The organism is Moraxella sp. CTOTU48268 (assembly GCF_032069585.1).
In the GTDB taxonomy this organism is placed as follows: domain Bacteria; phylum Pseudomonadota; class Gammaproteobacteria; order Pseudomonadales; family Moraxellaceae; genus Faucicola; species Faucicola cinerea.
Genome location: NZ_DAMALV010000048.1, coordinates 1927 through 13952, shown reverse-complemented (window position 1 = coordinate 13952; position 12026 = coordinate 1927). Strand labels below are relative to the sequence as shown.

At 44.6% G+C, this 12026-nt stretch carries 12 protein-coding genes; 5 read left to right on the top strand and 7 right to left on the bottom strand.

What is annotated here, in order from left to right; translation table 11 throughout:
* Positions 1-144: 144 nt before the first annotated feature.
* On the top strand, positions 145-723 hold the full coding sequence (locus RT143_RS11365; protein WP_313093139.1) for a BLUF domain-containing protein: 579 nt from the start codon (positions 145-147) through the stop codon (positions 721-723).
* A 58-nt stretch (positions 724-781) separates the two neighbouring features.
* Here RT143_RS11365 and RT143_RS11360 read toward each other — a convergent pair whose 3' ends face one another.
* Positions 782-1348 (bottom strand): DNA-3-methyladenine glycosylase I, encoded by a 567-nt coding sequence (locus RT143_RS11360; protein ID WP_313093137.1) that lies wholly within the window; start codon positions 1346-1348, stop codon positions 782-784.
* 89 nt (positions 1349-1437) lie between these two features.
* Positions 1438-2787 carry an MFS transporter gene (locus RT143_RS11355; protein ID WP_409519718.1) on the bottom strand — a complete coding sequence of 450 codons (1350 nt, stop codon included), beginning with the start codon at positions 2785-2787 and terminating at the stop codon, positions 1438-1440.
* Between the two features lie 208 nt (positions 2788-2995).
* On the opposite strand from RT143_RS11355, the gene RT143_RS11350 reads away from it, so the two are divergent.
* The 4 genes from RT143_RS11350 to gorA all read left to right on the top strand — a co-directional run bounded on the left by RT143_RS11350 (position 2996) and on the right by gorA (position 7324).
* On the top strand, positions 2996-3310 hold the full coding sequence (locus RT143_RS11350; RefSeq protein ID WP_313093135.1) for a rhodanese-like domain-containing protein: 315 nt from the start codon (positions 2996-2998) through the stop codon (positions 3308-3310).
* A complete protein-coding gene (locus RT143_RS11345; RefSeq protein ID WP_313093133.1) occupies positions 3307-4599 on the top strand; it encodes an McrB family protein in 1293 nt (430 codons plus the stop codon). The genes RT143_RS11350 and RT143_RS11345 overlap by 4 nt, the downstream gene beginning before the upstream one ends.
* Positions 4596-5819 carry a 5-methylcytosine restriction system specificity protein McrC gene (locus RT143_RS11340; RefSeq protein WP_313093131.1) on the top strand — a complete coding sequence of 408 codons (1224 nt, stop codon included), beginning with the start codon at positions 4596-4598 and terminating at the stop codon, positions 5817-5819. The genes RT143_RS11345 and RT143_RS11340 overlap by 4 nt, the downstream gene beginning before the upstream one ends.
* Before the next feature lie 134 nt (positions 5820-5953).
* Positions 5954-7324 (top strand): glutathione-disulfide reductase, encoded by a 1371-nt coding sequence (gorA, locus tag RT143_RS11335; protein WP_313093130.1) that lies wholly within the window; start codon positions 5954-5956, stop codon positions 7322-7324.
* A gap of 79 nt (positions 7325-7403) precedes the next feature.
* Here gorA and RT143_RS11330 read toward each other — a convergent pair whose 3' ends face one another.
* The 5 genes from RT143_RS11330 to potA form a co-directional block, all read right to left on the bottom strand.
* A complete protein-coding gene (locus RT143_RS11330) occupies positions 7404-7925 on the bottom strand; it encodes a hypothetical protein (protein ID WP_099808310.1) in 522 nt (173 codons plus the stop codon).
* A 54-nt stretch (positions 7926-7979) separates the two neighbouring features.
* Positions 7980-9107, bottom strand: a complete 1128-nt coding sequence (locus RT143_RS11325) for an ABC transporter substrate-binding protein (protein ID WP_313093128.1) — start codon at positions 9105-9107, stop codon at positions 7980-7982.
* A gap of 10 nt (positions 9108-9117) precedes the next feature.
* On the bottom strand, positions 9118-9921 hold the full coding sequence (gene potC / locus RT143_RS11320) for a spermidine/putrescine ABC transporter permease PotC (protein WP_313093127.1): 804 nt from the start codon (positions 9919-9921) through the stop codon (positions 9118-9120).
* 10 nt (positions 9922-9931) lie between these two features.
* Positions 9932-10801: a spermidine/putrescine ABC transporter permease PotB gene (gene potB / locus RT143_RS11315; RefSeq protein WP_313093142.1), complete on the bottom strand. Its 870-nt coding sequence runs from the start codon at positions 10799-10801 to the stop codon at positions 9932-9934.
* A gap of 55 nt (positions 10802-10856) precedes the next feature.
* On the bottom strand, positions 10857-12026 hold a 1170-nt coding region (gene potA / locus RT143_RS11310; RefSeq protein WP_409519717.1), incomplete at its 5' end, for a spermidine/putrescine ABC transporter ATP-binding protein PotA.

The window sequence follows — 12026 nt, the reverse complement described above, 5'->3', positions numbered from 1 at the left end:
TCAAAATTTCCTCATTATGTTCTTTTGTATATTAAATGTTCAACACAACCTAATATTCTTGATTTAATGGATGGCTAAGTATGTAATAAATTGTTAAAATTGCGCTGAACAAAAATTGTAAAACCATAAAGACTGAGGTGCTGCTTGGGGCAAATTCATTATCTAACTTATGTGAGCCGTATGACGTTGAAAGCTGGCGTAACCCCTAGAACGCTGTCTGATATCATGACGGTGGCACAGCGTGAGAACCTTGCCCATCAAATTACCGGTTTTTTGTGCTTTGGTAATGGCTATTTTTTTCAGTACATTGAAGGCGAAAAATCAGCGATTGAGCAATTATTTGGTAACATTCAGCGTGATGGGCGCAACCGCGATGTCACGCTCAAGTCTAAAGGGGTCATCGAACAACGGCTGTTTCAAGATTGGCAAATGTTGATGGTCAATATCAATAACCCAGAAACGCATGAAGATGTTATCAATGCGTTTTTACCTGTATTGCCAGCTGGGTCAAAAGCGGCAGCGGCTGATAAGTTTGTCGAGGTCATGCGGTCACAATATCATCGCCGCAGCTTGGTGGATTTTCAAAGCTATTCTCTCAAAAATGTCAGTCATTATGGCATCAGTTTGCGCGGATTGCTCAAAGTCCATCAGCATTTTTTATTGGTTCAAAGCATTTTACTGGTATTGATTTTGATTAGTTTTAGCCTATTTTGGGGGCTTTAGCATCGAGAAATCTGTAGCATCGAGAAATAGGTTATCCACTGTTGACTATTGAACCCGCTTACCGAAAATCACACGCCGCTACATGGTCATTCACCATACCGACTGCTTGCATAAACGCATAGCAAATCGTCGAGCCCACAAATTTAAACCCGTCTTTTTTAAGCTGTTTTGACATCTTATCTGAATATTCAGTGTTGGTGGGGATATCAGCAAAAATTTTTGGGTGATTATCCTGTGGTATTTTTGCCAAGCCACTGGGCGACAGTGCCCAAAGATAATCGCTAAAAGCTTGCGTTTGGGTGATTTTTAGATAGCATTTGGCATTGTTGATGATGGCTTTGATTTTACCGCGGTGGCGAATAATGCCCGCATCGGTCATGAGACTATCGACCATGTCATCATCAAACTGTGCGATAATTGCAGGGTCAAAATCAGCAAATACTTGGTAATAACGCTCGCGTTTTTTGAGTATGGTAATCCAGCTGAGTCCCGCTTGCATGCCTTCTAAACACAGCATGGCAAATAGATGGCGGTCGTCATAACTGGGCTTTCCCCATTCATTGTCGTGGTAAGCTTGATAAAGTGGGTCTGTGCCGCACCATTCACAGCGTTTTTTCGGTTTCATTGTTTTTCTCATAGCATTCAAAGTTTTATTATATATAGATAAAGCAAAAAAAACGCCAGCATTTGCTAGCGTTTTTTAGGTATCAGTATTTAGTCCATCAAATCAATATTTTTGGTTTCTTTAATGGAGAATAACGCGATGAGAGAAATCAAACCGTTAATAACAATATATATAGCCACACCTTTCATGCCATATTGCTCGTTGATTTTGATGGCATAAATCGCAGGAATCGATGCACCCACAATCGCCGCTAGATTGTAAGCCAGTGACGCACCTGAATACCGTACTTCGGTGGGGAACAGCTCTGGTAATAGCGCTGCCATTGGACCAAACGACATACCCATACATGCCATGCCCAAAATGAGGAAAATAAATACCGTGGTTGGTGTGCCATTGCTGAGCAGCATTGGCATAAAGCAGGCAAACACCATACATAATATAGTCACGCCAATCAGCCATTTTTTACGACCGATTTTGTCAGCGCCAACCCCTGAAATACTGGTAAAAATACCAAACACAATCGCAGCGACCAATAAAAAGCCAGTAAAGGTATTTGGGGCAATACCTAACCCTGTTGGGAAGCCAAAAGAAGATAATTTTGCCGGGCTTTTTGAATAGGCTTGTACGAAGGCAGTCATGATATAAAAAATTACATAAGTCATCGCCATCAAGAATGTGCCTTGCATAATCGGACGCCAATATTGGGTAATGACTTTTGACACAGGGGCATTAACTTTTTTGCCTTCGGCTTCAGCGGTAAGGAATACATGGCTTTCATGCAGGCTTAAACGTACCCAAAGACCCACCCCTACAAGCACGATTGAAATAAGAAACGGGATGCGCCATGCCCACTCGACCAAGGCATCTTTTCCTAAAAAATAACTGAGTAAAAAGAACACTAAATTGGCTAAAAACAACCCAATCGGCGCGCCTAACTGCGGGAAAGTACCATACCAAGCACGTTTGCCTTCTGGCGCATTTTCGGTGGCGACCAAAGCAGCACCGCCCCATTCACCGCCAAGCCCAATCCCTTGACCCACACGAAGTAAACATAACAACAATGGGGCAATGACGCCTACTTGGGCATAAGTCGGTAGCAAACCAATCGCTACAGTTGATAAACCCATCGTGAGCAGAGAGGCCACCAAGGTTTTTTTACGACCGAGTTTATCACCAAAGTGACCAAATAACGCTGAACCGAAAGGGCGGGCAATAAACGCCAATGCCAACGTCGAAAGCGAGTAAAGCATCGCCGCTTTTTCATCGGTTTTATCAAAAAACTGGGTATTAAAAATCAATACCGCCGCAGCGGCATAAATGTAATAATCATAAAACTCAATAGCCGTACCAATCATGGATGCCACGGCGACCTTCTTTGGGTCATTGCGTAGCGCGATATGCTGATGATCAGGGTGTGCGGTTGAAGCGGTTGTCATGATGTCATCCCTCCTTAGATAATAAAAGTTTAAGTGAAAATTAAGATACATAAAATATTGGAATGAATTATAAATCATAATTTGCTATCAACTTGATAAAAATAGTTAAGGTGATGCAAACATTTGGTTATTAATCGCTGATTTGATAAATTTCGTCAGCTTATCCATAATAAGCCATCACAAGATAGACATTAAAAATTAAGAGGTAACCATGATTCGTGAACTAGCCATTACCGATTTTTTTGCCACCGCAAACGATACCGTTTGGGATGTGCGGGATAGTAAAGCATTTGCGCAAGGACATATTGAGTCTGCCAAAAACCAACCCTTGGATACGCTGACGGCAGAGTTATTGGCAACCACGGATGGCACTATCTATGTACTATGCGGTGGTGGCAGCAAAGCCGCCAAAGCTGTCGCTTTGCTCAATGAGATTGACCCAAATCGGGATATCGTCCATTTAACCGGTGGTACGCGTGCGGCAAAAGCGGCAGGTATGACCATCGTGAGTGATAATCTGTCATGAGTGAGCCAGCAAAAAATATCATCTATACGGGCGTAGCAGGGACAGGCAAGACCTACCGACTGCAACAAATCGCCAAACAATATACCGAGTTATTGCCGGTAGCCAATGCCGATGATTTACTCAAAGCATTAGTTGAGCCTATGAATTGGCTAGAGGTGATTTGCTTAGTATTTTTAGAAGAAAGAAAAAAAGGTAAGTTGCTATTAAAAGTACCAGAAATCATGCAGCATCCATTTTTTTTACAAAAAGCCGCGCTAAGAGAGGGTAATGAAAATTTGAGTCAAACCGTATGGGGAACATTACAGCGATTTAGTCATCCAAACTCTCTGACGGTGAAGCAAACAAGCCGCGCTAGTCAATCGTATTTTGATAAAGACGATAGCAGTAATTGGTTTTTATTAGCAGACAGTTTGCCGTTATTAGCAGACTTGCAAAACAAACTCGATGATTACCAAGCGGCGATTCAGAGCCAGTTTCAGCCCAACTATTTACAGCCAAAGCTAGAACGCTTTAGTTTTGTCAGTTTTCATCAAGCGTATGGGTATGAAGAATTTGTCGAAGGCATTCGTCCCCACATCGCGGACAATGGGCAGATGAGCTATCGCATTGAGTCAGGGGCATTTCTTAGACTGTGTCAACAAGCCAAACATGACCCTAGTCACCGTTATGCCATGTTGATTGATGAAATCAACCGCGCCAATGTCGCCCGCGTGTTTGGGGAATTGATGAGTTTGATTGAACCGACCAAACGTGCAGGACAGACAGATAGCCTGTCGGTGAATTTGGCGTATTCGCGTCAGCCGTTTAGTGTGCCTAGCAATGTCGATATCTACGCCACCATGAACAGCCAAGATCATTCATTGGCGCCGCTCGATATGGCATTTCGTCGCCGTTTTGAATTTATTGAATGTCGACCACAGCCACAGCTGTTGGGTAAAGTCATGGCAAATGGGATTGAGATCGATTTAGCCAAATTGTTGACCGCACTCAATGAAAGAATCTCGCAGAATTTGGCAAAAGACAGTCAGTTAGGGCATAGTTTTTTGTGGGATATTGATTCGCTGCCAGCGTTAAGCGCTGGATTTAGCCAATCCATCATCCCGCAAGTAGCGCAAGCCTGCCAGCACCATGGACAAATTCTGCAAGCAATCTTTGGGCAACGCTTTATTAGGCTGATTGATAACAAAAAAGCAACTGGATTTATGGCGCAGCAAGCGGGTTTTGACATCCATACCCAGGCGCTTGGTGACCCAAATAGCTATCTTGCAATCTATCAAAGCACCCAATGAAAGCCATCATCACGTTTGAATATAGTTACCTGACAGCGGCAGATTTTGACAATGAACAGGATTTTGACTGGCTTATCGAGCAAAATTTTGACGTGTTTCGCATTGAGCGTAAACAGCAGCGGTGGCAACTCAAAGTGCGCCACTATATCGGTGTGATTGGGTTGCCCAGTGGCGGGCAAGTTGAGATTTTGCCAAAACTTGCACAAGCCCAAATCACCCATGTCGATGAAATTACCCAAACCCGTCAATGGGTGCAACAGATGCTGATAGCAGTGTGGCAAGCCTTATTGCCCAAGTCGTTAGCCAATCTAGCCAATCAACTACTCATCAATCCTCCAGCCCCCAATCCTCCATCAATCAATCATTCACTGTCGCTTAGCGAGTGGCTGCAAGCGTATTTTTGGCAGGGGTTTGCCCAGTATGTGCCCAATCAGCAATATCAGCAATTTGAGCGAAATCAGCCCTATCTGCAGGGTAAATTACTAATCAAAGAGCAATTGCAGCATAACTTCCACCAGCCGCATAAGTTTTATCACCAGACTGAAAATTTTGCGATGGATACCGCTGGCAATCGCTTGGTAAAAACCACCATCGAGCGGGTGATTGGCAGCATGGCTTTCCCATTACCGCCTCAGTGGCAAGCAGTGGGTACCGTTGCCAAAGACTTATACGACATCTTATTTTCTCAAGCGCTGCAAGAGTTGACCGCGTTGCCCAGTCTGCTTGCCCAGCGTAATTATACTTTTATCAGCTTTTGTTATGCGCTGCTGACGCTACAACAAGCCAGTAACCAAGGGCAGTTTTTGACCCCAACTTGGCTGGTAAATATGCCATTTGCCTTTGAAAAATGGGTGGGCAGGAAAATCCAAGAACAATTTGCAGCACAGAATTTTGAGCTAGTTGAGCAAAAAAGACAGCCATTGACCGTGCAGCAAGGGTTAACCATCAAACCCGATATTTGGCTAAAGTCTGCCGATAAACTCATTATCGCCGATGTAAAATGGAAACAAACTGCTACTTTCAACGACATAAGCTTGGCAGATATGTACCAACTACTTACCTACGCCAGTGAGTTTGATGCCGATGAAGCTTGGCTGATTGTCCCAACACTAAGCACGCAGTTAATGGCACAGCAGATTGAATTTTGCCAACCGAAAAAAACCCGATTTTATCTGATGCCTTTTGCGGTGAGGCAAGGGTGTTTAAACCTTTTTCATTAAAAATATTCAGAAAAAACGCTAATTTGTTTTATTTTATCAATGAGAAAGGTGAGAATTAACAACTTTTCTAACCACCAAAACTTGGTAGAATAACCCCATATAATTTTGAAAATGACCAAAAAACAGGAAGAATTATGAGCAAACATTATGATTATATCGCGATTGGTGGTGGGTCAGGGGGCATTGCATCCATCAACCGTGCTGCCAGCTATGGTAAAAAATGTGCCTTGATTGAAGCCAAGCAGCTAGGTGGTACTTGCGTCAATGTGGGCTGTGTGCCCAAAAAAGTGATGTGGTATGGCGCCAATATGGCAGCAGCGATCCATCATTATGCGCCTGACTATGGCTTTGATTTGGATGTTAAACAATTTGACTTTGCCAAATTGGTACAAAGTCGCCAAGCTTATATCACCCGTATTCATCAGTCCTACAACAATGGCCTCAAAAATAACCAAGTCGATGTGATTCATGGTTTTGCCAAATTTGCCGACCAACATACGGTTGAGGTGTATAAAAATGACGGCACAATAGAGACCATTACCGCTGACCATATTTTGCTAGCGATGGGCGGTCGACCTGTTCGCCCAGCCATTGAAGGGGCAGAGTTGGGTATTGACTCGGATGGTTTTTTTGACTTGACCGAGTTGCCACCGCGGGTAGCGATTGTGGGGTCAGGCTATATCGGTGTTGAGATTGCAGGCGTGATGAATGCATTGGGCTCAAAGACCCATCTGATTGTGCGTAGCAAGCGGGTGCTTAAAAACTTCGATGCCGACATTGTCACCACGCTCACCCATATCATGCACGATGATGGTATTGAATTTCATTATGGATTGCTGCCACAACAAGTAAGCAAAAATCAGGATGGCTCATTGAGCATTGAATTGTCAAACAATGAGACCTTGACGGTGGATTGTTTGATTTGGGCAACGGGTCGCGCACCTGCAACCGATACCATCAATCTTGATAAAGCGGGCGTTGAAGTCAATGAGCAAGGCTTTGTTAAAGTCGATGCCTATCAAAATACCAATGTCGAAGGTATCTATGCCGTCGGCGACATCATCGAACATGGTATTCAATTGACCCCAGTGGCGGTGGCAGCAGGTCGTCGATTATCTGAGCGCTTATTTAACAACAAACCCAATGAGCATTTGGACTATAATCTAGTGCCGAGCGTGATTTTTAGCCATCCACCGATTGGTACTGTGGGGCTGAGTGAAGAAGAGGCGGTCAAAGGCTATGGCATCAATGCGGTTAAAGTCTATAAATCCAGTTTTACCCCGATGTATAGTGCAGTGACCAAGCACCGTGAGCCGTGCCACATGAAGCTGATTTGTGTGGGTGAGGAAGAAAAAGTGGTGGGCTTGCATGGCGTAGGTTTTGGCGTCGATGAGATGATTCAAGGTTTTGCTGTTGCTATCAAAATGGGCGCAACCAAACGCGACTTTGATGATACCGTCGCGATTCATCCGACTGGCTCAGAAGAGTTTGTCACCATGCGCTAAGCAGATTTTTAGGGTAAAAAAAGCGGACTTAATCATAAGCCCGCTTTTTTCGCTTTTAAACTGTTAAATTTTTACTCTTTTACTCTGGGATTTGTATATCAGTGATATCAGGATAAGCTTGTTTGATAAACTCAATTTGTGCAGGGGATTCGATACGTACGATATACCATTTGTTAACGTCATCCACCTTATCTTGAATCGCCACGACATGGCTGTTGATAGTGATATCATCCATCGTGAATGTTGTCGGGAATATCACATACTCGCGCCCAGTGGTCGACTGATAGACTTTGGCTTTGCTCAAATTATAGCGATAGCTAAATTTGGCGGTAGCCATATCTTTGAAAGTGTCATCTGCTGCTTGTATCATATGGGTTTTGAGGGTAGCAGCATCCATATCAAAACGCTCACCGATCACCACAAAAATTTGCGGCGGCATCAACGCCATAATCGGCGCGATTTGTTTGGCTTTGATGCTATCCACCACGATTTGCATATGTTGGTCAATGATACGTTCATCGGCTTTATCATAGGCGACAGCTGATAACGATAGCGGTAGCAATGAGAACCCTAATATAAGCTTTTCTATTTTTGATTTCACAGATACTCCTTTATTTAGTGCATTTTTTAGTACCGCTCTTTACCAATGTGTCTGTTACATATCCACTTTGAGCCTATCCCAATACTGCTGATATAGCGCCATTATCTCATCGCCTACGTCTTCACGGAACATGGCGTGTTTTAGCAAATCAGCTGGCGGATACACAATTGGATTGTTGGCAAGCTCAGGTGGCATTTCTTTTTTAGCCGCCTCGTTGGGCGAGCCGTAGCCGATTTCTTCGCTAATCATGGCGGCGTATTTGGGTCGCAAGATAAAATCGATAAACTTATGGGCGTTATCGTTGTTTTTGGCATTTTTGGGGATGACCATGTTATCCATCCACATAATAGCGCCTTCTTTTGGATACACAAAGTCGAGCTCTGGCATCCCTTGGTCTTGCGCCATGATGACTTCACCGTTCCAAGCCAAGCCCAAGTAAGTTTCCCCTTCCATAAACGGCATACGCGGTGCATCTGAATTAAAGGTGCGCACATTGGGCATCAGTTTGGTGAGTTTTTCATACGCTTGTTTGATGGCTTCAGGGTTTTTGGTGCTGCCGTTATAGCCAAGGGTCAATAGACTCATGGTGAACACGTCACGGATGTCATTCATCAGCATCACGCGCCCTTCGTACTCGGGCTTCCATAAGTCATTCCAGCTGCTCAAGCTTGCTTTATTGATGCGTTTGGTATTGACTGCAATGCCTGATGAGCCCCACAGATAAGGGATACTAAACTTGTTTTCAGGGTCAAAAGGGGCATTGATAAAGGTTTTGCCGAGGTTGCCAAAATTGGTTAATTTGGCATGGTCAAGCGGCTCAAGCATCCCTTCTTTACGCATTTTATCGACAAAATCCGTACCCGGAAACGCCACATCATACTCACCACTGCCATTCATGAGTTTGAGCTTGGCATACATGGCTTCGTTAGAATCAAAGGTGCTATAAATAACGTCGATACCTGTCTCTGCGGTAAAATCTTTAAGCACTTGGTCAGAGATATACTCAGTCCAGTTATACACATTGACGACCTTGCCACTTTGACTGGCAGTAGGCGCAGCCGCGGTTTCGCTCGCTTTTTGACAACCCGTTAGATTACTTGCCAGCCCCCCTGTTAAAACGGCGCCGCCAACACCCAAGCCATACCCTAAAAAACGTCTTCTATTGAGCATCCGAGAAATCATATAAGTCTCCTTAACGTTTTTGGGTCGATGGTAAATTCATCGACTTTTTGGCAAGTAATAACTGCGAGATAATCAGACCCAGTAGTGAGATTGCGAGCAAGATTGTACCAACGGCGTTGACTTCAGGTTTTACCCCGACACGCACCATCGAATAAATCTGTAATGGTAAAATCTCAAACTCAGGTCCTGTATTGAACGTCGATACCACCACATCATCAAGTGATAGGGTAAAGGCAAGCACCCAGCCCGCCAAAATCGCAGGCAAAATAATCGGTACAAGCACGGTACGAATCATGGTAAATTCATTGGCACCCAAATCACGCGCCGCTTCCAACACGCGGGTGTCGAGGCTAGATAGACGCGCAGTCACCGTAATTACCACAAAGGGCAGACAAAAGGTAATGTGCGCAATTAGCAACGTCACAAAACCCAGCTGTATCCCCACAATCAAAAATAACGCCAATAGCGAAATCGCCAACACAATCTCAGGCGACATCATCAGCACAAATAGCAAGCTTTGTAGTATTGATTTACCTTTGAAGTCATAACGCTGTAACGCTAACGCCGTCAAACCGCCAATCGCAGTAGAAATCGTCGCAGCCACTACCGCCAGTATGACCGAGTTGATGGCAGCTTGTACCATCGCGGCATTACTAAATAACTCGCTGTACCAATGGCTACTAAAACCGCCCCATTGATAGCCGACTTTTGAGGCATTAAACGAGAAAATCACCATCACCGCAATCGGCGAGAACATCAGCAGATATACGATGGTCAAATACAGGCGAGACAGCCATTTCATAGTATTAGACATAGCGTCCCCCTTATGCCACTTCGTTGTAGTCAGTTTTGCCAATGCGTTTGCTGCTGGCTCGATACGCGATAATCAGCAATGCCATGGCAAGCGTCAATAGCACAGACGCCGCGGCGCCAAATGGCCAGTCACGGGCATCCAAAAACTGCGATTTGATGATATTACCCACCAGCAAGTTGCGTGAACCGCCCAAGATATCCGCCACATAAAACATGCCCATGGCAGGCAACAGTACCAGCAATACCCCTGAGATAATCCCTGGTGTAGTGAGCGGTAAAATCACGTGCCAAAAGGTTTGTAGCTTGTTCGCGCCCAAATCTTTGGATGCCAAAATATAATCGTCACGCAAATCCACGAATACCGCATACAGGGGCAGTACCATAAACGGAAACAGCAAATACACCAAACCGCCAATCACAGCTTTTTGGGTATATAAAATTTGCAGTGGCTCGTTGATAAGCCCAAGGTTAATCAGCGTGGTGCTGAGTAGACCATTGGCCGCCATAATGAGTTTCACCGCATACAGACGCACCAATGAGTTGGTCCAAAACGGAATCACTAGCAATAACATCAACAGTGACTGCCATTTTTTATCCGCTTTACTGACCAGGTAGGCAAATGGATAACCGAGCAGCAAACAGATAATGGTCGTCATCCCTGCCATTGACAGCGAATGCAAAAACACTTTTAAATAAAGCGGATCAATCAAGCGAATATAGTTGCCCATGGTGACCGGCAGTGTTAAAAACTTATCTTCATCCCGGGTCAAAAAACTGGCAGCAATCACCAAGATATTGGGAATCAGGGCAAAAATAATCAACCATGCCCAAATCACAAACAGGGTCGCACGCTGAAAGCCACGCCCGCCTTGCTTTGTCATAACAGGGGCAGGCGCGGTAGCAGTCGAAACGCTAGAGGTCGAAGGTGAAGTAGTATTATTCATCTGGCAAAATCCACTCCCAACCATCGACCCAGTCAATACGCACTTCTTGACCCAGTTTATAGTTAAAATTTGGATCGTCTTCGTTAAAATACTCTGACGTTTTGACAATATTACCGTTTTTTAATCGAATCACAGAATCTAATGTGCTGCCTTTATAAGCACTGTCTACCACGTTACCGATTAAGCCTTCATGACCTTCATGGGTGTAGTACACGCGGATATCTTCAGGACGCAGCAGTAAGTTGACATTTTGACCGACTTGCACGTCAAATTTTGGCCGCGGTAATTCACGAATAGGATGAAAGCCGTCATTTTGCTCAACCACTTCCACTTTGATAGTGGACGGATTGACCTCTAGCACTTTACCTTTAAACAAATTGGTTTCGCCAATAAAGCTTGCGGTAAATAAATTGGCAGGCGATTCATAGATGCCAATGGGTGTATCAATTTGCTGGAATACGCCGTTTTTCATGACGGCAATCCGGTCAGACATCGACAAGGCTTCTTGTTGGTCATGGGTCACAAATACAAAGGTAATACCCAGTTCACGCTGCAAGCGTTTGAGTTCTGATTGCATTTGCTCACGTAGTTTGGCATCGAGCGCTGATAGAGGTTCATCAAGTAACAGCATTTTTGGGCGATTCACCACGGCACGGGCGATGGCGATACGCTGCTGCTGACCCCCCGACAAATCTTGCGGACGACGATTGATGGTATGGTCAAGTTGCACCATTGCCAGCGCTTCACGCACGCGCTGGTCGATTTCGGTTTTGGGCACGCCTTTAAGTTTTAGTCCATAAGCGATATTGTCGTACACATTCATGTGCGGAAACAGGGCATACTGCTGAAACACCGTGTTAATCGGACGTTTTTCCGCAGGTAAGCCTGCAATATCAACTCCTTCTAACTGCAAACTACCGGCATTGGGCAGCTCAAATCCGCCAATCAAGCGTAGTAGGGTAGTTTTGCCACAGCCAGAAGGCCCCAGCAGCGTCAAAAACTCCCCGTCATAAATATCTAGATTAATATTTTGCAAAATTTGGGTATCGCCATAAGATTTGGATAAATGACGAATTTGCAGTAGTACAGGTTTTTGGTTGGTCGGCTGGGCGCTATCAGGCATAGCTGATGGTGCGTTTAGGGTGGTTTGTGGCGTTGATGC